The sequence below is a fragment of the Streptomyces sp. NBC_00988 genome (assembly GCF_045162645.1).
Taxonomy (GTDB): domain Bacteria; phylum Actinomycetota; class Actinomycetes; order Streptomycetales; family Streptomycetaceae; genus Streptomyces.
The window spans coordinates 5,681,573-5,703,045 of the sequence record NZ_CP108730.1 but is presented as its reverse complement, the minus strand read 5'-3'; the positions used below and the strand labels follow the sequence as shown (position 1 = coordinate 5,703,045).

General features: G+C 70.4%; 19 protein-coding genes. 11 read left to right on the top strand and 8 right to left on the bottom strand.

Features of this window, described 5'->3' with window-relative positions; genetic code table 11:
- Window positions 1-58 precede the first annotated feature (58 nt).
- The 3 genes from OG496_RS25885 to OG496_RS25875 all read right to left on the bottom strand — a co-directional run bounded on the left by OG496_RS25885 (window position 59) and on the right by OG496_RS25875 (window position 3,185).
- Window positions 59-1,666, bottom strand: coding sequence for a transporter (locus tag OG496_RS25885; RefSeq protein ID WP_405972578.1), 1,608 nt, complete (start codon window positions 1,664-1,666; stop codon window positions 59-61).
- Entirely contained in the window at window positions 1,663-2,433 is a 771-nt protein-coding gene (locus OG496_RS25880) for an ABC transporter ATP-binding protein (RefSeq protein WP_078652842.1), read from the bottom strand. Before OG496_RS25880 ends, OG496_RS25885 begins: the two co-directional genes overlap by 4 nt.
- 89 nt (window positions 2,434-2,522) lie before the next feature.
- Entirely contained in the window at window positions 2,523-3,185 is a 663-nt protein-coding gene (locus OG496_RS25875; protein ID WP_405972577.1) for a bifunctional DNA primase/polymerase, read from the bottom strand.
- 256 nt (window positions 3,186-3,441) lie between these two features.
- Between OG496_RS25875 and OG496_RS25870 the strand changes: the two genes are divergently transcribed.
- Window positions 3,442-4,827, top strand: coding sequence for a transcriptional regulator (locus tag OG496_RS25870; protein ID WP_366498890.1), 1,386 nt, complete (start codon window positions 3,442-3,444; stop codon window positions 4,825-4,827).
- Window positions 4,828-5,027: 200 nt separating this feature from the next.
- Window positions 5,028-6,818 (top strand): hypothetical protein, encoded by a 1,791-nt coding sequence (locus OG496_RS25865; RefSeq protein ID WP_405972576.1) that lies wholly within the window; start codon window positions 5,028-5,030, stop codon window positions 6,816-6,818.
- A 34-nt stretch (window positions 6,819-6,852) separates the two neighbouring features.
- Here OG496_RS25865 and OG496_RS25860 read toward each other — a convergent pair whose 3' ends face one another.
- Window positions 6,853-8,163, bottom strand: a complete 1,311-nt coding sequence (locus OG496_RS25860) for an ABC transporter substrate-binding protein (protein ID WP_405972575.1) — start codon at window positions 8,161-8,163, stop codon at window positions 6,853-6,855.
- Between the two features lie 117 nt (window positions 8,164-8,280).
- Between OG496_RS25860 and OG496_RS25855 the strand changes: the two genes are divergently transcribed.
- Both OG496_RS25855 and purU read left to right on the top strand, forming a co-directional pair.
- Complete coding sequence (locus OG496_RS25855; protein WP_366498887.1) at window positions 8,281-8,781, top strand: SCO4402 family protein; 501 nt, start codon at window positions 8,281-8,283, stop codon at window positions 8,779-8,781.
- Between the two features lie 190 nt (window positions 8,782-8,971).
- Window positions 8,972-9,853: a formyltetrahydrofolate deformylase gene (gene purU, locus OG496_RS25850; RefSeq protein ID WP_366498886.1), complete on the top strand. Its 882-nt coding sequence runs from the start codon at window positions 8,972-8,974 to the stop codon at window positions 9,851-9,853.
- 75 nt (window positions 9,854-9,928) lie between these two features.
- On the opposite strand, the gene OG496_RS25845 is transcribed toward purU, so the two are convergent.
- Both OG496_RS25845 and OG496_RS25840 read right to left on the bottom strand, forming a co-directional pair.
- Window positions 9,929-11,239: a zf-HC2 domain-containing protein gene (locus OG496_RS25845; RefSeq protein ID WP_405976707.1), complete on the bottom strand. Its 1,311-nt coding sequence runs from the start codon at window positions 11,237-11,239 to the stop codon at window positions 9,929-9,931.
- A 173-nt stretch (window positions 11,240-11,412) separates the two neighbouring features.
- Window positions 11,413-11,985 (bottom strand): sigma-70 family RNA polymerase sigma factor, encoded by a 573-nt coding sequence (locus OG496_RS25840; RefSeq protein ID WP_366498885.1) that lies wholly within the window; start codon window positions 11,983-11,985, stop codon window positions 11,413-11,415.
- 321 nt (window positions 11,986-12,306) lie between these two features.
- Here OG496_RS25840 and OG496_RS25835 point away from each other — a divergent pair, with 321 nt between their 5' ends.
- The gene (locus tag OG496_RS25835) at window positions 12,307-12,696 is read left to right on the top strand and encodes an STAS domain-containing protein (protein WP_366498884.1); all 390 of its coding nucleotides are present in this window, start codon (window positions 12,307-12,309) and stop codon (window positions 12,694-12,696) included.
- A gap of 168 nt (window positions 12,697-12,864) precedes the next feature.
- A complete protein-coding gene (locus OG496_RS25830) occupies window positions 12,865-13,377 on the top strand; it encodes an EF-hand domain-containing protein (protein ID WP_393047144.1) in 513 nt (170 codons plus the stop codon).
- Here OG496_RS25830 and OG496_RS25825 read toward each other — a convergent pair.
- The gene (locus OG496_RS25825; protein WP_405972574.1) at window positions 13,356-14,873 is read right to left on the bottom strand and encodes a class I adenylate-forming enzyme family protein; all 1,518 of its coding nucleotides are present in this window, start codon (window positions 14,871-14,873) and stop codon (window positions 13,356-13,358) included. The two genes, OG496_RS25830 and OG496_RS25825, sit on opposite strands and share 22 nt — an antisense overlap.
- Before the next feature lie 85 nt (window positions 14,874-14,958).
- On the opposite strand from OG496_RS25825, the gene OG496_RS25820 reads away from it, so the two are divergent.
- From OG496_RS25820 to OG496_RS25805, 4 genes are all read left to right on the top strand, one after another.
- Window positions 14,959-16,155 carry an amidohydrolase family protein gene (locus tag OG496_RS25820; protein ID WP_328682398.1) on the top strand — a complete coding sequence of 399 codons (1,197 nt, stop codon included), beginning with the start codon at window positions 14,959-14,961 and terminating at the stop codon, window positions 16,153-16,155.
- The gene (locus OG496_RS25815; RefSeq protein ID WP_405972573.1) at window positions 16,155-17,288 is read left to right on the top strand and encodes an acyl-CoA dehydrogenase family protein; all 1,134 of its coding nucleotides are present in this window, start codon (window positions 16,155-16,157) and stop codon (window positions 17,286-17,288) included. Before OG496_RS25820 ends, OG496_RS25815 begins: the two co-directional genes overlap by 1 nt.
- Window position 17,289: 1 nt before the next feature.
- Window positions 17,290-18,192, top strand: coding sequence for an acyl-CoA dehydrogenase family protein (locus tag OG496_RS25810; protein ID WP_405972572.1), 903 nt, complete (start codon window positions 17,290-17,292; stop codon window positions 18,190-18,192).
- A 509-nt stretch (window positions 18,193-18,701) separates the two neighbouring features.
- Complete coding sequence (locus OG496_RS25805; protein WP_366498908.1) at window positions 18,702-19,172, top strand: ATP-binding protein; 471 nt, start codon at window positions 18,702-18,704, stop codon at window positions 19,170-19,172.
- A 338-nt stretch (window positions 19,173-19,510) separates the two neighbouring features.
- On the opposite strand, the gene OG496_RS25800 is transcribed toward OG496_RS25805, so the two are convergent.
- A complete protein-coding gene (locus OG496_RS25800; protein ID WP_405972571.1) occupies window positions 19,511-20,458 on the bottom strand; it encodes a cyclase family protein in 948 nt (315 codons plus the stop codon).
- A 95-nt stretch (window positions 20,459-20,553) separates the two neighbouring features.
- Between OG496_RS25800 and OG496_RS25795 the strand changes: the two genes are divergently transcribed.
- The gene (locus OG496_RS25795; RefSeq protein ID WP_366498879.1) at window positions 20,554-21,465 is read left to right on the top strand and encodes an SDR family oxidoreductase; all 912 of its coding nucleotides are present in this window, start codon (window positions 20,554-20,556) and stop codon (window positions 21,463-21,465) included.
- Window positions 21,466-21,473 lie beyond the last annotated feature (8 nt).

Below are 21,473 nucleotides of genomic sequence, written 5' to 3'. Positions count from 1 at the left end.
CGCCCACGCGGCGGAGCCGCACATCGATACGGCCCCGCGCCCTAAGCAAAAGCCTTCCTCACCCCTTGCTGACCGCCGCCAGGATCTCCGGCAGGCGCCTCGCCGTCCCCGGTGCCGCCAGCCGTAGGCCCGCGTACGTCAGCGCCGCCCCGTACCCCGCCCCCGCCGGCAGCAGCACCCAGCTCCACTGGTCGCCGTCCGCGCTGACGTTCGCCCAGATGGTGAGGGCGATGACGGGGGCGCACAGGAGGGCCGCGGAGATCATGCCGCCGAAGATGGAGATCCAGGCGAGGCCGGCCTGGCCGGGGGCCACGTTCTTGTGGGTGCCCTGGGGGATCGAGTAGGGGAAGCGGGCCGAGGTCCAGGCGCCGGTCGCGAGCATCGCGCCGAGGAGGGCGAAGGAGAGGCCGAGGACCTCCGGGAGCCGGGACCAGTCGCCGAGCAGCGCTGTCGTCAGGACGGTCACCAGGGCCGCGTACGGCAGGGTGATCACCAGCAACGCCAGGGCGCGGGCCCGGAGTTCGGCGTAGGCGTCCCTCGTCGTGGAGATCGTCATCGCGACCATCCAGAACGCGGACGTGTCCTGGCCGAACTGGTTGTACATCTGGATGCCGAGCATCCCGGCCGCGAAGCACGCGAAGTACACCGAGCCCGTGCCCTGCAACGCGTTGAACACCGGCACGATCAGACCGATCGCCAGCGAAGTCACCCACGCGGCCTTGGTCTTGGGGTCGCGCCAGATGTACCGCAGGCTGCGTTCCATGACCGTCCCCGTGCGCCCGGACGGGAGGAAGCGGGCCGGGCCGCCGGTGGATGCCCTGTCCTTCGCCGCCGGTTCCGCGGACTGGAGCGTCGAGCCGTCCGGTGCCGTCATCAGCTTGGTCAGGCTGCGTGACCAGAGGACCAGGCAGGCTGCCAAAGCGCCTGCGGACAGGGCCAGTTGGGCGGTCGCCAGGCCGTACGAGCCCTTGCTCACCGAGTCCACCGCGCCGACCGCCGACGCGGGCGGCACCCACCGCAACACCTCCGCCGCCGGGTCGAGTTGGGACAGCCCGGACGAACCCAGGCGCTGCACACCGAAGTTGACCAACTGCGCGCCGACCGCGATCACCAGCCCGCTCAGCACCGCCAGGTCCCGGCCCCTACGGCTGGTCAGCAGGCGGATGTTGGCCGCGGCGACCGCCCGCGCGAGGGCCACGCAGATCAGCAGCCCGAGGGCGACGGCGAGAACGGCCGTGACGTACGCGGCGGGTCCGTGCGCCACGGCGATCACGGACCCCAGCAGCAGCACCAGCGTGAACAGCGGGCCGATGCCGACCAGCGAGGCCGCCAGCAGCGCCCGTACCAGGGGCTGGGGCCGAAGTGGCAGCATCACCAGGCGAGTCGGGTCGAGGGTCTCGTCGCCGGACGGGAAGAACAGCGGCATCACCGCCCAGCCCAGCCCCAGTACCGCGACCAGGAGGACGACCACGGAGACCGCGTGCGTGTCCCCGCGCAGCGTGATCAGCCCGAGCAGCTGGAGCGCGGCGATGAGGAGCGCCACGACCGCCGACGCGACGTACGCGGCCCGGCGGCCACCGGACTGCCGTAGACCGTTGCGGAGCAGGGACAGCTTCAGACGTACGACGACAGGGGTGATCGAGGCGGGTGCCGTGGTGTCGCTCATCGGGTGCCGCCGCCCAGCCAGTCGAGGTCGGAACTGTGGTCGCGGGCGCCCGCGCCGACGAGTTCCAGGAACGCCTGCTGGAGGGTGGGGGATTCGCCGCGGACCTCGGCGAGGGTGCCCTGGGCGCGGATGCGGCCGGCGGCCATCACGGCCACCCAGTCGCAGAGCGACTCGACGAGTTCCATGACGTGGGAGGAGAAGACGACGGTGGCGCCGGAGGCGGTGTAGCGCTCCAGGACGCCCCGGATGGTCTGCGCGGAGACCGGGTCGACGCCCTCGAACGGCTCGTCCAGGAACAGGACTTCGGGGTTGTGGAGGAGAGCGGCGGCGAGCCCGATCTTCTTGCGCATACCGGTCGAGTAGTCGACGACGAGCTTGTGCTGCGCCCCGGCCAGGTCGAGCACGTCGAGGAGCTGCGTGGCCCGCTTGTCGACCTCGGCACCGGGCAGCCCCCGCAACCGCCCGCTGTACCCGAGGAGTTCACGCCCCGAGAGCCGCTCGAAGAGCCGCAGCCCTTCCGGCAACACCCCGATCCGCGCCTTCACGGCCACGGGGTCCGCCCACACGTCGTGCCCGACGACCGAGACGCTCCCCTGATCGGGGCGCAGCAACCCGGTCACCATGGAGAGGGTCGTGGTCTTCCCGGCCCCGTTGGGCCCGACCAGCCCGATGAACTTCCCGGCGGGCAACTCCAGATCGATCCCGGCAACGGCAACCTGTTGCCCGAACCGCTTCCAGAGCCCACGCACACTCACAGCCGACGTCATGCACCCCAACCTAGGGGCGCGGGGCTGTATTCGATATGCGGCTCCGCCGCGTGAGCGCGATCAGCCGCCCCCCACCCGCACCCGCGAAACTACCGATCCCGCCCACACGCGTAGGCGAGCGGCGAGATCAACTCCTCCGCGTCCGGCAGCCAGCGGTTGGCCGCGGTAGGCCGACAAGCCCACTGCACAGCCCCCCGGGACCCGAACCGAGTGGGCGGCGCGGCCACATACCCACCCTCACCCAGCACCACAAGATCAAGGGAAGCAGGCGCCCACCCGATCTTCCGCACGAGATCCGGCACCTTCACCGAAGCCCCCGGCAGAACGAAGAACTCCATCCGCCGCGCAGGCGTCAACGTCACAGGCCCCAGCGTCAACTCCATGCGCTCCATCCGGGCCAGCGCGAGGAACCCCGCGGTCTCCGGGACGGAGATCGCGTCGAACGTCCGCCCCGTGGGCAACAGGATCGAAGACGCCGGCTGCTTCTGCCACATCCGCCGCGCGACCGTCGCACTGCCCGTCGCCTGCGTCGCCCAGTCCTCACGCGCCGGGTGTGCGCCGGGTGCGGCGCACGCGGGGTCGCCGCAGGAGCAGTGCTGCACCCCGTCGACGGCTTCCAGCCAGGTGCCGGGGAAGACGTCCCAGTGGCGCTCCTCGGCGTAGCGTACGGCTGTCTCCAGCAGCGATTCCCCGCGCTGCTTCGGAATCTGAGCGGCTTCGGTGCCCGCGATCGTCTCTTCCACGCCCAACACAACTCCCGCACCCACCTGGAGTTACGGGCGTAGCGCGCGCGGGGGAGGGGCATCGATTCCGCAACTGGGGCGCATGGATGCATGTGCGGGGGCGCGCGGGAGGAACGACAGCGGGAGTTGGGTAGCCAGGGGAGGGGCGAGCACCAGCTTTTACCCCGGCATTCCTCGCATGCTTCGCATTTTCGCCATGTTCGCTGGGCATTGATCTTCACGGCCGGATCTTTTCGCTTCAGGGGTTGTTCCCAGGGGGTACGCCATGGCCGCAAGGCCACTTGTCGCGCGGCAGCCGAACGAACGGCTGCAGGCGCTCATCCAGGAGGCGGGGTGCTCGAACGCCGGGCTGGCCCGCCGGGTCAACATGTGCGGCGCCGAGCACGGTCTCGACCTGCGCTACGACAAGACGTCCGTGGCCCGTTGGCTGCGGGGGCAGCAGCCGCGCGGGCGGGCTCCGGCGATCATCGCCGAGGCGCTGGGCCGCAAGCTGGGCCGTACGGTCACGATCGACGAGATCGGCATGGCCAACGGCAAGAACCTCGCGTCGGGTGTGGGCCTGCAGTTCTCGCCGACCGTCCTCGGGGCCATCGAGCAGGTGTGTGAGCTGTGGCGCAGTGACGTGGGGCGCCGGGACTTCCTGTCGGGTTCGTCGGTCGCCGCGTCCGCGCTGGTCGAGCCGAGCCGTGACTGGCTGATCTCCTCGCCGGACTCACAGGTCGCCCGGGCGGCGGGGCCGAGGGTGGGCCAGTCCGACGTGGCGGCCGTACGCGCGATGACCCAGGCGCTGAGCGAGCTGGACCACCAGTACGGCAGCGGGCATGTGCGCCCGGTCGTCGTGCACTACCTCAACAGCGTCGTCTCCGGGCTGCTCGCGGGGTCGTACCGGGAGGCCGTGGGGCGTGAACTGTTCGCCGCCGTCGCCCGGTTGACGGAACTCGCCGGCTACATGGCCGTCGACACCGGTCAACCCGGCCTGGCGCAGCGGTACTACATCCAGGCCCTGCGCCTCGCCCAGGCGGCGGGGGACCGGGGATACGGCGGCTATGTGCTGGCCGCGTCCATGAGTCACCTCGCCGCGCAGCTCGGAAACCCGCGTGAGATCGCGCAGTTGGCGCGGGCGGCGCAGGAGGGGGCGCGTGGGCGCGTGACCCCGCGGGCCGAGGCGATGTTCTACGCGGCGGAGGCGCGCGGGCACGCCCTGATGGGGGACGCGCGGTCCGCGCAGCTCGCGTCGGGGCGCGCGGTGAGCGCGCTGGACGCGGCGGATCCGTCGACCGGGGACGACCCGGCGTGGATCGCGCACTTCGACGAGGCGTATCTCGCCGACGAGTTGGCGCACTGCCACCGCGACCTGGGCCAGGCCGAGGCGGCGGCCCGGTCCGCGCAGGAGTCCCTGGACGGGCACCCGGAGTCGCGGGCGCGCCGCCGGGCCATCGGATACGTCCTTCTCGCGAGCGCGCAGGTGCAGCAGCGCGAGATCGAGCAGGCCTGCAACACGGGCCTGAAAGCAGTGGAGTTGCTCGGTTCGCTGCGGTCCAACCGGGGCGCCGAGTACCTGGACGACTTCCAGCAGCGCCTGGAGCCGTACCGGGACGAGCCGGTGGTGCGGGAGTTCGGGGCACGGATGGAGTTGCAGGCCGCCGCGTGAACGGCGGGGGGACCAGCAGGTGAACACCGCTCCGGTGCGGAAAGGAGTGCGGACAGCGGCACTTGGAGCGGACGCGGGCCCGGGACTGTTACCGCCGTCACAAGAGGGCAGGTCCAGTCCGGTGCTGCGTGGCACCGGGCTCGGGGTACCCGGTAGCGTGAGCCGACGATCCCGAAGGTCCCCCATTCGTAGGAGTCCCGGTGACGCAGAGTGGACAGGGCGAGGAGCCCTCGGCGCGGCCCGCGCGCGAAGGCATCGTGCTGCCCTCCGACGGAGGCGCACCCCTCCTGCCGGGTATGACGGGCGGACGCGGTGACCAGCAGCCGGGCGGACAGCCGTCGATAGCACCCCCGACCACTGGCCAGTCCTGGGGCCAGCCGTGGGGTCCCGACCAGCAGCACGACCAGCAGCATCACCACCAGCACCAGAGCCCGGCCCCGCCGCCGGGCCAGGGCTGGGGAGACCAGCAACAGCAGCAACCGGCGCAGCAGTGGGGCGCCGGGCCCGAGCAGCCCGCTCCGGCCCCGTGGGGCACCCAGGACGGCATCCCCGGCCAGCCGGGCGCCCTGCCCCAGGAGAGCGCCCAGCACGCGGCCTACGGCCTACAGCAGCAGTCGTACGCCCAGGAGTACCCGTCGGGTTACGCCCAGGAGCCCGCCGCCGGGTACGTCGGCGCGGGCTACGCCTCCGACCAGTCGCCCGCGATACCCCAAGCCGCCGCGCAGAACTACGGCTACGGATACGGCACTTCCGGTTCCGACGCGCACCAGCAGCCGTCCGGAGCCGCCCCCCTCCCGGCCGCGGCCCCCGCGTTCCCGAGCGCCCCGCTGCCGCCCGCCGACGAGGGCGCGACGCAGTACATCCCGCCGGTGGTCAACATGCCAGGCGACGAGGGTGCCACCCAGTTCCTGCCGCCGGTGCCCGCCGCCCCCATGGACGAGGGCGCGACCCAGTACATCCCGCCCGTCGGGCCCGGCGCGCTGCCGCCCGAGATGCCCGCGGCCGCGGGCCCGATGCCGCAGGCCGCGCACCCCGACGCGCAGCCCACGCAGTTCCTCCCGCCGGTGCCCGCGCAGGGTGCCGCTCCCGGGTACGGGGCGCGGCCGGGCGGGCCGGACGACCGGCAGCCGCCCGCCGAGTTCGACAACCTCTTCCGCAGCGACGCCGGGGGCGAGCAGCCCGCCGCGTCCACCCAGCAGATGCCCCGCTTCCAGCAGCCGCCGCGCGCCGAGCAGCAGGGGCAGCAGGGTTACGGCCAGGCCCAACCGCCGTACGCGCAGCCGTCGTACGCGCAGCCCTCGTACGCCCCGCCCGGGGACGGCGGCGGCCGGCGCGGGGCGCAGGGCGACGACGGTGGCCGGGGCGGGCGCCGTTCGCGGGTGCCGCTGATCGCCGGGGTCGGGGTCGGTATCGCGATCCTCGGGGTCGGTGCCGGTGCGCTGCTCAGCGGCGGCGGCAGCAAGGGTGACGACGCCAACAAGACGGTCGCCGCCACGTCGGCCGCGACGGACGGTTCCTCGTCGGCGGGCACCGATGCCGCGAAGGAACAGGCCGTAGCCCTGGACAAGTTGCTCGCCGACAGCGGCAGCAGCCGTGCCTCGGTGATCAACGCCGTGGGCAATGTGAAGGCCTGCAACAAGCTCGGCGACTCCGCCTCCGACCTGCGGAACGCGGCCAAGCAGCGCGCCGAACTGGTCACCAAGCTCTCGCAGTTGACGGTGGACAAGCTGCCGGACAACGCGGCGCTGACGACCGCCCTCACCAACGCGTGGAAGGCGTCCGCGTCGGCCGACAACCACTACGCGACCTGGGCCGACCAGGCCGCCGGCAAGAAGGGCTGCAAGAAGGGCCAGGCCCGCACCACCGGCCAGACCGCGGCGGGCAACGCGGCGAGCGGCGTCGCCAGCAACCAGAAGCTGAAGGCCGCCGCCCTCTGGAACACGATCGCGAAGACCTACGGCCTGACCCAGCGCCAGCCGACCCAGCTCTGAGCACTCCCGGCAGGCACTCCCGACAGCGCGGATCTCAGTCGAGGTTCGCGCTGTTCAACGTCTTGGTCATGTCGAAGAAGCCCTTCTTCGCGGACACCAGAACGCCCTTCCGTACGACCTGAAGGGTCACGTTCGCGTTGACCAGCCGGGCCAGGCCGACCGAGGCGAGGTTGTCGTCGCGGGGGCTCCACTGCAGCGTCGGCGTGAGCCCGCCCGTGTTGACCTTCACGCCGTCGTCGAGGGCGCGGCGCACGGTGTCGGCGGTGATGTCACCGTTGCCGAGCGAGTTCACGACGGTCTTGAACGCGGTGTACGCGATCCAGGTGGTCTGCACCCCCGCGTCCGCGGGGTCGATGCGGTTGTCGCCGAAGGCCACCTCGTTGACGGCGTTCTTCATCGGGTCCCAGCGCGCGTCGCTCGCGACCGGGTACCAGCCCGTGATGTACGACCCCTCGTACGGTCCGGACTGGCCGCCCGTCGAGTTGATCTCGGTCTGGTCGACACTGCCGAGCACGGTCGCGGCGTGCACCGCGGGATAGTCCTGGCGGTCGCGCCGGAAGGAGTCCATGAAGGTGTCGGTACGGTCCCCGAGCGAGGGCACCACACAGCCCTCCTTGTCCGAGTCGCCGCTCGCGCTCTCCAGGGCGCGCGTCGACTGGCTGGAGTACTCGGTGGCGTCGTCGGCCGCGAGCTGGTCGGTCGCCGCCGCGTGGCCGCCTGCCGCGAGCCCGGCGTTCAGGAGCGGGGGCAGGTCGTCGCCGGCGATGGAGTCGGGCCGTACGAGGGTGACCGGGCCACAGGTCGAGGCGAGTTCCTTGCCGAGGCCCGCCAGGAGCGCGGGCTGGCCGCCGTTGACGGGGTAGGACAGGGCGCGGGTGAACTCCTCGGTCGTGACGCCGTAGCCGCCTATGTACGGGATGCCGGCGCCCTCCAGCGGGGCGAAGTACGAGTCGCTGAACTCGCTGTAGGAACCGACGACCGCGACGACGTCCTTCTGCACGGCCAGCCGGGCGCACTTCGCGGCGGCCACGTTCGTGTTGTGGTCGTTGCAGGTCAGGACCTTGAGCTTGCGGCCGTTGATACCGCCGTGCTTGTTGATCCACTTCGCGTACGCCGTCGCCATGGCGGGCATGCCCGGCTTGTTGGTCGCGCTGGTGTCCCAGGGCGCCCAGGTCATGACGGTGATCGAGCTGTCGCCGGAGCCCGCGGCGGTACCGGGGATGACCCCGCAGCCGGCCACGAGCGAAGCACACGCCCCCAGAGCCGCCGCCGAGAGGACGGTCGCTCTGACGGGCCGGGTGAAGGTGGGGAGGAAGGTGCTGCGGTTGCGTCGCCTGCCTGTCATGGACAGACACGCTTCCGCCACACCACTAACCCGGGAGTGACTCGTGGTCAACAAGTGGTGACGCGGAGGTGAATTACGGGGGGCGTTCCTGTGTGTGTGACGAGGAACGTACGATCGATGACCGTGCAAGGTTCGGAGAACTCTTCCCGTCGCCCCCGTCGCTCCTCCACCATGGGCGGCATGCCACTGAACGACATGCCCTGGTGGCGCTGGCGCAGCAACGTGCGTTCCGCGCTGCACATGCTCTCCGATCCGGCGTTCCAGCAGAACGTCTGGCTGGCCGGTGTCGACGGGTACGGGGACGTCACCGACGCCGTCTACCGCCTCGTCGAGGACACCTGGCTCGACAACTGGTCCGCCGAGAAGTACGTCGGCACGATCTTCCGCGACTCCCAGGAGGCGGCCCTCGTGGACACCGCGGTCCTGCGCGTCCTGCGGATCATGCACCAGGTCGGCCCGGACGCCCACGTCTCCGTGTACGTCGACCACGAGGCGTGGCCGGACGCGGTACGGGCGGCGCGGGACGCGCACGTCCGGATGGCGGTGAGCGACGGGGACGACCCGGACGCGGCGCCGCGGACGCTTGAGGTGCTGCAGATCATCACGCGGTCCGCGTAGGGCGGGTTCGCGGGCGGGGCTGGTCCGGGTAGGGCGGGCTCGCGTGCGGGGTCGGTCCGCGTGGGGCCGGCCGGGGTGTTGGGCCTGGTCCAGGCGGGCCGGCAGGGGTGCGGGCCCCGGTCCGCGTGGGACCGGTCCGGGTGGCGGACGGCGGTGCCTCCGCTCAGGGGGATATGGGATCCTGTCCTGCATGAACGCGCAGTCCACCCGAGCCGCGGCACTCGCCGACCAGTACGTCCTCACCCTGTCGTGCCCCGACAAGCAGGGCATCGTGCACGCCGTGTCGAGCTACCTCTTCATGACCGGCTGCAACATCGAGGACAGCCAGCAGTTCGGCGACCACGACACGGGACTGTTCTTCATGCGCGTCCACTTCTCGGCGGAGTCGCCGGTGACGGTGGAGAAGCTGCGGGCGAGCTTCGCGGCGATCGGTGACGCCTTCCACATGGACTGGCAGGTCAACCGGGCCGCGGACCGGATGCGGGTCGTGCTGATGGTCAGCAAGTTCGGGCACTGCCTGAACGACCTGCTCTTCCGGGCCCGGATCGGGGCGCTGCCGGTGGAGATCGCGGCGGTGGTGTCCAACCACACGGACTTCGCGGAGCTGGTGGAGTCGTACCACATCCCCTTCCACCACATCCCGGTGACGAAGGACAACAAGGCCGAGGCCGAGGCGCAGATCCTCGACCTGGTCCGCGAGGAGAACGTCGAACTCGTCGTCCTGGCCCGGTACATGCAGGTCCTCTCCGACGACCTCTGCAAGGCGCTCAGCGGGCGGATCATCAACATCCACCACTCGTTCCTGCCGAGCTTCAAGGGCGCGAAGCCGTATCACCAGGCTCACCTGCGGGGCGTGAAGCTGATCGGAGCGACGGCGCACTACGTCACCGCCGACCTCGACGAGGGCCCGATCATCGAGCAGGAGGTCGAGCGGGTGGGGCATGACGTGACGCCGGACCAACTCGTGGCGATCGGGCGCGACGTGGAGTGCCAGGCGCTGGCGCGGGCCGTCAAGTGGCACGCGGAGCGCCGGATCCTGCTGAACGGGCGCCGGACGGTCGTGTTCGCCTAGGAGCAGCGCGGGGGTTGCTGGTTCGGGGGCGGCTGCCCACCCACCCGCACTCCCCGACGATCCCGAAACCCACCCCTACATCCGGCTCAACGACGCCGTGGCGAACAGCACATCCCTGATCGCCTCCCGGTCGCCGAGCTGCCCCGCGGCAGCTTCCTCCGGTGACACATGCCCTGCGGCCAGGTGGCAGAACTCCACGCCGTCCAGGGCGATATGGGCGACCTCCCGCTCCGCGGACCCCACCGCGCCGGGCGAGTCAAGGGCGATCAGCCACTCGCCCCCACCGTGTCCCTCGATCTCCAGCCGCAGGCTACGACCGGGCTCCCCGACACCGACGAGGTGCCGCCCACTCCCCGGCGAAGCCAACCCGTGCCGCCGCCGTTCAGCGAGCACAACGGGCAACATCCGCGCCGCGAGATCGATCATCCGGTTCAGGTAGCGCGGGGACGGCGGATCGTACGGATAGTCCACCGCCTCGGCGATGTCCCCCGCGTGCACCCAGCACTCGAAGGCCCGGTCGAGCATCGCATCGTGCAGGGGAAGCTCGAAGTCGCCGTAGGAGACGGCCAGTTTGCCGGTGGTGCCGCCGGTGAACGACACCGTGCGGACGATGTTGTGGCTCTGCTCGCGCCACGGCGAGCGGATGGACCGGGTAGGCGGGAAGTGCGACGACTTCCAGTACGCCTCGGTGCGTGAGGCCGGCGTCGACGGCTTCGCGGTCTCCCCGGTCAGCGGGTCGTCGAGGCCGAGCGCCGCCGCGACCAGGCCGTCGACGGTCAGCAGATGCGCGATGACCCCGGCGACAGTCGTACGACGGCTCGTCGGCTCGTCGCCCTCGAACCACCGCAGCCGCACGGGCGCGTGCCACTCGGCGTCACCTATGTCCTGCAACAGGGCGTCCAGACGGGCGGTCTCGGCGTCGTACGGCGTCGCCCACTCCGGCACCGGGATACGCGGCGGCCGGCGGTCGAAGGAGTTGGTCAGGACGCGGGTGCGCAGGCCGGGGTCGAGGTCGAGGGGTTCGACGGGGTGCAGCAGCCCGACCGCGCCGCGCAGCCGCAGCGCCTCGTCCGCGCAGGCCCCGCACTCGCCGAGGTGCTCCTCCACGGCCGCCGTCTCCGCCGCCGAGCACGCGGCCAGCGCCCACGCGCCGAGCAGCGCCTTCAGCACCCGGTGCTCCAGCACCAGCGGCACGGCCCGGGACTCGGCGGCGCCGAGCTCGGGCAGCGGGCGACCGGTGTCCTCCACGGAGGCACGCGGCATCGGAATCCGCGGCGGCTCCCCCGCACCGCTCACGGAGCCACCATCGGGATTGCCCGGCCCACCGTACGAGCCGTCACCGCTCCCGGAAGCACCGTCACCAGGACCGCCCGGCCCACCCCGCATGCCGTCGCCGTCACCGTCGTCGTTCACCGAACCGCCGTTCCCGGAGCCGTCGTTCACAGGGTGCCCGTCCTCAGGCCCACCCGCCCCACCCTGCGCCGGCACGACCTCCTCACCTTTCCCGGCCCCTTCGCCGTACCCCTCGTACCTCTCGAAACCCTCCTGCCACGCGTCGCTCACGCCCCACCCCCCGCTCCCGGCGGTGCGCCGGCGTCGTGGGCGGTGGAGAGGAGCTGGAGGCCGAGGCGGAGGCGGCGGCGGGCCTCGTCCTCGGTGACGCCGAGGTCGACGGCGGTCTGGCGGTAGTCACGGCGCTGGAAGTAGGCCAGCTCCAGGGCGGCCCGCAGCGGGGCGGGCATGGACGTGACGATGTAGTCCGCGCGGGCGGCGACGGAGGCGCGGCGGACCTTGCGCTCCAGCTCCTCCGTGGAGCCCTCGCCGCCGTGGGCGAGGGCGACGGTCTCGGTGGCGCGCAGGCGCTGCACGGCGAGGCGGTGGGTCAGCGCGGCCACCCAGGAGCGCAGCGGGCCCTGCTTGGGGTCGTAGGCGTCGGGGTGTTCCCACACGTGGGCGAAGACCTCGCGGGTGATGCCGTCGGCGGCGCGCTCGTCGCCCAGGACACGGTGGGCGAGGGAGTGCACGAGGGAGGCGAAGCGGTCGTACAGCTCACCGAGGGCCGCCGCCTCGCCGCGGGCCAGCCGCTGCTGCATCTTGCGGTCCCAACGGGGCGGTGCGTCCTTCGTCGCCATGCGGCCCCCTCACCGTGCCTGTGCCCGAGTCAAGCGTGCGCTCACCGTCTCTTCGAATGTAGTGGGCACGTCTGACAGCGCACCCCCCATTCTGCAATTGCACGCCCCCGAAGCGGCGCGGGTGGTAACGGATCTGCGCCTACCCCACCCACATCTGATCGAACAGGATCGAAGGCGACTAAAACAAGCCTCTTCCGGACGGTTTCCGTTTCTGCCCCCGGGTTTCAGGGAACGGCGGCTGGGCAGCCGCGCTGCAAGGAAGCGTAGGTACGGCTTCCGTTTCCGGACGGTCTCCGGGAGTTCCGGCTAGCGAGAGGCGCGATGGTGGCCTTCAAAGTGAACGACGGCGAGCGCGGCGTCTGGTCCGTACTCCTCGTGTCCGGCGAACTGGACCTGGTGACCTCGCCGGTCCTGCGCCAGCGGGTGCACGACGTGGTGGCCGAGGGGCAGCACAGCCTGGTCCTCGACCTCTCCGAGGTGCTCTTCTGCGACTCCAGCGGCGTCGGCGTGCTGATCGCCGCCCGCCGCCTCATCCGCTCCTGCCAGGGCCACCTGCGCGTGGTCCTGCCGGCGCAGGGCGCGGTCGACGGCTCGCACGTCAACCGGGTCCTCGGCGCCCTCGGGGTGCGCCGCCTCTTCGACGTCTATCCCGATGTGATGACCGCCACAGAGGACGAGCCCGAGGACGAAGCGGACCCCCTCTCGGCGTGAGATGAGACGGACCCCTCTCCGCGTGACGCGTCGGTTTCCGGCGTGACGTCGTTGTTTCGGAATTTCCCCGATCTTGGTACAAGCGACGTTTTCGGCTCCCGGACCCGCCCCGGGCGTCGTACGCTCCGTGCCAAGCGCTCCCCACATGAGTAAGGCGGCCCGAAAGACATGGTCAGCACCGAGTACGAGCGACGGATCGCGGCCCGTTTCGCCACCTTCGACCAGGACGGCAACGGGTTCATCGACCGGGAGGACTTCAACTCGGCGGCCAAGGCGCTGCTCGCGGAGTTCGGTACGGCGGCCCGCTCCGACAAGGGCCAGGCCCTGTACATCGGCGCGGAGGCGTTCTGGCAGGGCATGGCCGGCATCGCGGACCGGGACGGCGACCAGCGCGTCAGCCGCGAGGAGTTCGTGAACGGCGCGGTCAAGCGCCTGCGCGACAACCCGGAGCGCTTCGCCGAGATCGGCCGCCCCTTCCTGCACGCGGCCCTCGACGTCGCGGACCCGGACGGCGACGGCTCGGCCACCATCGCGGACACCGTGCGCGTCCTCAAGGCCCTCGGCGTACCGGACGACATCGCCGCGATGGCCGCGGACGCCCTCGACACGGACAGCGACGGCAAGGTCGGCGAGGCGGAGATCATCTCCTCCTTCGCCCGCTACTTCACCGTCCCCGAGTAACGCTCCCGCAGCTTGTACTTGAGCACCTTCCGCAAGGCGTCGTTGCGCGGAAGGGCGTCCACGATCTCCAGCTGCTCCGGCAGCTTGTGCACGGACAGCCCTTCCGCGCGCAGATAGTCCGTGACGGCGGCAAGGGTCAACTCCCCGGCCCCCGGCGGCTGTTCGACCACCGCACACACCCGCTCCCCACGCTCCGCGTCCGGCAGCCCTACGACGGCCACGTCCCCGACGCCCGGATGCGCGGCCAGCAGATCCTCGATCTCCTTCGCCGAGATGTTCTCCCCCTTGCGGATGATCACGTCCTTCAGCCGCCCGGTGAGAATCAGATGCCCGGTGTCTGTCAGGAGCCCAAGGTCCCCGGTGCGCAGGAACCCGTCCGCGTCGAACGCCTCCGCCGTCTGCGCCGGGTCCAAGTACCCCTGACACACGGCCTCCCCGCGCAACCGCACCTCCCCGCCCGCCGCGATCCGTATCTCCATCCCGTCCGGCGGCCGCCCCTCGGTAGTCGCCAGATTCTCTACGGTGTCGTCGGGCGCTCCCATCGTGATCATCGGCACCTCGGTCATGCCGTATCCGTGGGTGAGCTGGACCCCCATCTCGCGTACGACGGAGTGGTAGACCTCCGGAGGCTTGGGAGCGCCGCCGCCCGCGAGCAGCCGTAGCGAGGGAATCACCTTCTGGCCTGGCTGCTTGCGCTGCTCGGCAAGGAACATGGAATAGAAGGCAGTTGACCCGCCGGCCACCGTCACGCCGTGCTTGCGGTACCCCTCCAGCGCGTCCGGCAGCGCGAACTGCTCGAACATCACCGCCGGGAAGCCGTACAGCAGCAGCATCACCGTGTAGTCGGGCCCGGCGATGTGCGCGTACGGGAAGGCCATCGAGCCCACGTCGTCCGCCGTCAGACGCAGCGCGTGCGCGAGGCACGAGCCGCCCGCGATCAGTGAACGGTCCGTGTGCAGCACGCCCTTGGGGTCGGAGGTGGTGCCGGAGGTCCAGTAGATCCAGCGGACCGAGGTGCCGTCGGCGGGCGGGGGCGGCAGCAAGGCCGGGTCCCCGTCGGGGAGTTGAGTGCTGTCGTACGCCTCGAAGATCCCCTTCGCGCCGAGCCGCCGGGCCATCTCCCCGTAGTCGAAGCCGCGCCAGACGCCCGGCACGGCGAAGTACTCGGCCTTCGACTCCCGTAGCGCGAAGCCGACTTCGCGGTCGCGGTAGAAGGGGATCACCGGTGTCTGTACGGCGCCCAGGCGGGCCAGCGCGAAGGAGAGCAGGGCCGTCTCGATGCGGGTGGGCAGCTGCCAGGCGACGACCGTGCCGGGGCGCACGCCCATGCCGTACAGGCCCGCCGCCACGCGCTCCGACCGGTCGCGCAACTCGCCGAAGCTCAGGGCCCGGTCGTCCTGGAGGAGGACCGGGCGGTCGGGGGTCAAGTCGGCGCGGCGGGCGACCAGTTCCCACAGGGTGCTGGAGGAACTCAGGGAGTACGCCGTCTCGTTCATGGTCCCCTCCTTGGCTGACGACTCGTCAGGTGACATGCTATCTGACGGGTCATCAGATAAGTGCCGTCCCTGCGGAGGGGAACCCATGACCACCGAACTGCCCCGCATCATCAGCGTCGACGACCACGTGATCGAACCCGCGCACCTCTTCGAGACCTGGCTGCCGAAGAAGTACCGCGACCGCGGCCCCCAGCCGCTCACCGCCGGCATCGGCGAACTCGCCTACGTGGCGGGCAAATACCAGATCACGATGGACCCGGACGGCCCGCCCACCGACTGGTGGATCTACGAGGACCTCAAGTTCCCGTACAAGCGCAACATCGCCGCCGTCGGCTTCGACCGCGACGAGATGACCCTGGAGGGCATCACCCGCGAGCAGATGCGCCCCGGCTGCTGGGACCCGGCCGAGCGGCTCAAGGACATGGACCTCAACCACGTCGAGGGCTCGCTCTGCTTCCCGACCTTCCCGCGCTTCTGCGGCCAGACCTTCGCCGAGGCGCACGACAAGGAGGTCGCGCTCGCCTGTGTCCGCGCCTACAACGACTGGATGGTCGAGGAGTGGTGCGGCGACAGCGGCGGCCGGCTCATCCCGCTGTGCCTGATCCCTTTGTGGGACGTGGAGTTGGCGGTCGCGGAGATCCGGCGCAACGCGGCTCGCGGGGTGCGGGCGATGACGTTCTCCGAGATCCCGACCTACCTCGGGCTGCCGTCCATCCACTCCGGTTACTGGGACCCGTTCTTCGCGGTCTGCCAGGAGACGGGGACGGTCGTCAACATGCACATCGGCAGCAGCTCCCAGATGCCCGCCGCCTCCCCGGACGCGCCCCCCGCCGTACAGGCCTCGCTCTCCTTCAACAACGCCATGGCCTCGATGATGGACTTCCTCTTCAGCGGCGTCCTGGTGAAGTTCCCGACCCTCAAACTCGCGTATTCCGAAGGGCAGATGGGCTGGATCCCGTACGCCCTGGAACGCGCCGACGACGTGTGGGAGGAGCACCGCGCGTGGGGCGGGGTGCGCGACCTGATCCCCGAGCCGCCGTCGACGTACTACTACCGGCAGATGTTCTGCTGCTTCTTCCGCGACAAGCACGGGGTCGCTTCGCTGGACGTGGTGGGCCGGGACAACGCCACGTTCGAGACCGACTACCCGCACGTCGACTCGACCTTCCCCCACACCAAGGAGGTCGCCCTCGACCACGTGAAGGGCCTCGACGACGAGACGGTCTACAAGCTGATGCGGGGCAACGCGATCCGCATGCTGGGCCTGGACCTCGACCGGTAATGGACCTCTCGTACACGGCCGAGGAGGACGAGTTCCGGGCGCGGCTGAGGGAGTGGCTGGGCAAGGTGCTCCCGACGCTGCCTCCGAAACCGTCGCCGGACGACTGGCCCGGCCGTCGCGCCTACGACCTCGACTGGCAGCGGATGTTGTACGACGCCGGGTACGGCCATGTGCACTGGGACGCGTCCCCGACGACCCGGCTGATCTTCCTGGAGGAGACGGAAAAGGCGGGCGCGCCCTACGTAGGGGCCAATTTCGTCGGGCTGTTGCATGCCGGGCCGACGATCGCGGCGGAGGGTACGCCCGAGCAGCGGGAGCGGTGGCTGCCGCCGGTGCTGCGCGGCGACGAGGTGTGGTGCCAGGGGTTCAGCGAACCGGACGCCGGGTCCGACCTCGCGGCGTTGCGCACGCGCGCGTGGCGGGACGGCGACGACTACGTAGTGAGTGGTTCCAAGATCTGGACCTCGCACGCCGAAGTCGCCGACTGGTGCGAGCTGTTGGTCCGGACGGATCCTGCGGCGCCGAAGCACCGGGGTATCAGCTGGCTCGCGATGCCCATGGACGCGGCGGGGATCACCGTACGGCCGTTGCGGACGCTGGCCGGGTCCGCGGAGTTCGCCGAGGTGTTTCTCGACGAGGTTCGGGTGCCTGTCGGTAATCGGGTGGGGGACGAGAACGACGGTTGGCGCGTGACGATGGTGACGCTGTCGTTCGAGCGCGGTACGGCTTTTGTGGGGGAGGTCGTCGCCTGTCGGCGAGTGTTGGGGGAGCTGGCGGTGGAGGCGCGGCGGAACGGGCGTTGGGATGATCCGGGGCTCAGGCGTCAACTGGGGCGGCTGAACGCGGAGTTCCGGGCGTTGTGGCGGCTGACGCAGTGGAATGTGAGTGAGGCGGAGGCAAGTGGGGGCGTTCCTGGTGTCGGGGGTTCGGTTTTCAAACTGAGGTACTCACACGCGCGGCAGGAGCTTTACGACGCGGCGGCGGATGTCCTTGGGCCCGACTCCCTTGATCTAGAACGGGCTTGGGTGCTGGATCGGCTGTCCTCGCTGTCGTACACGATCGCGGCCGGCACCTCGCAGATTCAGCAGAACATCGTGGCCGAGCGGATTCTTGGGTTGCCGAAGGGGCGCTGACGTGCGGTTTCAACTCACCGATGATCAAAGGGCGTTGCGGGATGCGGTGCGAGCCGTGATCGGTAGTCGGTCGGGTGCCGGCTCGTCGTGGCTGGTCGCGCCCCGCGGCGGAGCCGCTGATGAACACAGCCCCGCGCCCCTTATAGACCGGGGTTTGTGGCGGGCCCTCGGTGACCTTGGGGTGTTCTCTCTGCGGTTGGCCGAAGCTGATGGAGGGGCTGGACTCGGGCTTCCCGAGGCTGTGTTGGCGTTCGAGGAACTTGGGTGGGCGTTGGTGCCCGGGCCCTTGGTGGCTACGCATCTCGCTGCCGGGGTGGTGCCGGGGGCCGCCAGTGGGGAGACCGTTGTCGCCGCTGCCGACGGGAGCCTCGTGGAGTGGCTGGACGAGGCCGATGTCGTGTTGCCGGGGGCCGAGGGGGCCGTAGCGCTGCGGTCGGTGGATCCGTTGACGCCGTTGCATCGGGTGCCGGCTCCGGGGCGTACCGACCCTGCTGCTGTTCTTCTCACTGCGGCCGAGCAGCTCGGTACCGCCGCGCGTGTGTGCGGGCTTGCTGTGCAACACGCCCGGACGCGTGAGCAGTTCGGGCAGCCGATCGGGGCGTTTCAGGCGGTCAAGCATTTGTGTGCGCAGTCGTTGGTGCGGGTGGAGGTGGCGCGGGCCGCCGTTTACGCGGCGGCTGTGACCGGGGATGCGGTGGACATCGCGGCGGCTCGGCTGCTCGCCGATGAAGCGGCTGTGCGCGGGGCCCGGGACTGTCTGCAGGTGCATGGCGGGATGGGCTTCACCTGGGAGTCCGAGGTTCATCTGCACCTGAAACGGGCGTGGGTGCGCGCTCGGCGTGGTGGTGGTAACACGGAGAGTGAGGAGCTGCTCGCGGCGGATCTGCTGGCCCGCGCGGCCTAGCGGGGCGCCTGCCTGCGGGGACCGGGACGGGCCCGACAACGGTGTCGCGGATCGTGGCACGGCGGAATCACGGAGCGTTGATATCGGGTTGTGTCCTATGCGTGACTCGTCACGGCCTGGAGTCGTCTGTGGGCTCCGGTACCTTGTGTGGGATGCGAGTGGTTCAAGGTACGAGCCATGCCGGAGTTGCCTGCGAGGCGGCCCCGGAGCGGACGGTGCGCGCCGCCGCTCGCACGGCAGAACGGGCTTTCACCCCTGCCTGTTCGACTCCCCGCGGCGAGCGTCGCACAGTATCCCGCACTCGTACTCCTTCGCGCTGGAATATGCCCGAAGCGCTTGTTGGGGTGACTGAACGTCAATCATGCTGTCTCGCAAGGGATTCACGTTCCGTGACCCTTGTTCTGGCCGTTGTTCTGGTCATGCAGGAAATGGCTACGATCGTGGCCCTCGTGAGGCGCGAGGCTAAGTGTCCGCCGGTTCGGATGGTGTGAGCGGTGCAGGTGCTTCAAGTGCAGCTGGAGATCCGGCCCGACCCCGCTGAGGTGGGGCGGGCCCGACGGTGGGCGCGCTCCCGGCTCGCGGGGTCCGGGATAGAGGCCGACGAACCGCTCGCGGAGACGCTGATCCTGCTCGTCTCCGAGCTGGTCACCAACGCCGTGGTGCACACCGGCTGTCCGGCCGTGCTGCGGCTCTCCCTGCCGGACGTGGCGACCGAGTCGGCCACCGTGCGCCTGGAGGTCGCCGACACCAGCTGCAAGGCGCCCGTGCCGCGCTGCGCGGACGGCGATGAGACCGGCGGCCGCGGCCTGGCCCTCGTGGACGGCCTCGCCGACCGCTGGGGCTGGAGCGCCGAGGGCACCGGCAAGCGCATCTGGTGCGAGATCGACCGGGACAGTGAACCCCGGGAGGCCGCGTGCGGGGGCGGTGTCGCGGCGTACGAGGGCTTCGAGTTCGAGGGCTTCGCGTACGAGGCCGTGTAGGTGCTGCCTGCAAGTGCCGGGCGGAGATGCGCCGGGCTGTGCTTCCGTGCGCGCCCTGCGATAAATGGGGCTTACGGAACAAATCCCCGGATGGGCGTTGACGCGACGTGACCATGTGGTCACGCTTGTGGGCAGCGATTCGCCGCGAGGGGACGGCGAGGGCTTCGGTGACGGGAGCCCTCGGCGAGTGTGGGTCGTGTTCGGCGTGGGCCCCCTCGGGGCCGGGGGTCAGGACGGGGCGCCGGAGTCGGATGGCGGCACGCGGTGCCGTGCTCGGGGCGGGCAGCAGCGCGCCGCCATCCGACCGTAAGTCCGGCCCTCGTCAAAACCGGACTGTCCTAGAGGATGGCGATCGGGGCCACCGGGGTTCCCGTCGCGCCCACGAAAGGTTCGGGCATCGCCGACAGGAAGAACGTGTGGCGGTTCTCTTGTCCACAGGCTGTGGACAACTCTTCGAGATTCCAGTTCTGGCCCTGCAGCATCCCCATCTCGACCAGGTCGAGTGCGTGCACCGGCAGCCACAAGTTGTCTATTTCCGGCGGAAATATCTCAAAGGTGAGGGTGTCGTTGGCGACCGCCGCGACATCGCGCGCGTGGAACCACTCCGGCGTACGGACCGACAGCCCGGGTGACGGATAGCCGTACCCGTGCTTGTCACCGGCCAGATACACCTGCACCTGCCCGGTCCGTACGAGCACGATGTCGCCCGCGCGGACCTGCGTGCCGGCGAACTCCTCGGCGGCTTCGAGGTCTTCCGGGGTGACGGCGTGCCCGCCCTCCAGCCGATCGACGCCACGCGCGCGTGCCACGTCGAGCAGGACCCCGCGCGAGACGATGTGCCGCGCCTTGTCGATCCCGCTGAACTCGGCGCCGCCGTGCGGGGTCACGGTGCCGGCCGGGCGGCCGTTGTAGAGCTTCCCGGAGTGCGAGACATGGGTCAGCGCGTCCCAGTGGGTGCCGGCCTGGAGCCCCATCGTCACGGCGTCGTCGCTGCACGCGACCGTTCCCGGGCCGAAGAGTTCCTGGTTGATCTGCACCATCGCGTGCAGCGGGTTGATCCGGCCGGGGATCAACCCCGTCTGGACGCCGTCCTGTTGGAGGGGCAGGGCGAGCGGGATACGGCGGCCGGTCCGGATCTCGGCGGCGGCCGCTCGGACCACCTCGTCGGTGATCAGGTTCAGCGTGCCGATCTCGTCGTCCGACCCCCAACGGCCCCAGTTGTTCACGCGCTTGGCGATGTCGTGGAACTCCGGACCAAGTGACGGCGGTGACGTCTGCGGTGACATCGGGGCCTCCCCGGGGCTTGTCCTCAGGTATCTGACGGGTCGTAGAATCTGAGTCGAATCTAACGGACCGTCAGAAACCGCGGGAGGGGCCGGACATGGGGAACTTCTTGGCTGGCAAGGTCATCGCCGTGACGGGCGCGGGGCGGGGGATCGGGCGAGCCGTCGCGCTCGGGGCGGCGGCGGAGGGGGCACGGGTTGTCGTCAACGACTACGGGGTCTCTATGGACGGGGCGTCGCCCACGAGTGAGATCGCGGAGGGGGTCGTCAAGGAGATCTTGGCTGCGGGTGGGGAGGCGGTTGCCGTTGCCGATGACATCTCAACGATGGCCGGTGGGCAGCGGGTTGTTGATGTCGCGGTGTCTTCGTTCGGGCGGATCGACGGGGTGGTGTGCGTTGCGGGGATTCTTCGGGAGCGGATGCTTTTCAATATGTCCGAGGAGGAGTGGGATCCCGTTCTCGCCACTCATCTGAAGGGGACGTTCACCGTTTTCCGGGCGGCTTCCGCTGTCATGCGGAAGCAGCGGGCGGGGACGTTGATCGGGTTCACCAGCGGGAATCATCAAGGGTCGGTTTCTCAGGCCAATTACAGTGCGGCCAAGGGCGGGATTATCTCGCTGGTGCGGAGTGCCGCGCTGGGGTTGAACAAGTATGGGGTCACCGCAAATGCGGTGGCGCCTGTTGCTCGTACGCGGATGTCTGCCAACGTTCCTATGGAGTTGGCGGAGATCGGGTCGCCGGAGGATGTGGCGGCGCTCGTTGTCTATTTGTTGTCCGAGCGGGCTCGGGAGGCTGGGATTACCGGGCAGGTTTATACCGTCGCCGGGGAGAAGATTGCGGTGTGGGCGCAGCCTCGGGAACTGCGGGCTGCGTATGCCTCCGGCGGGTGGACGGCTGAGAAGATCGCGGAGTTTTTGCCGGGGTCTGTGGGGGTGGATCCGATGCCGATGCTGTCTCGGTTGCAGGAGATGGAGAGGGCTGCGCGGGAGGGGAGTCGGCCTAACGCCTAGTGGGGTGG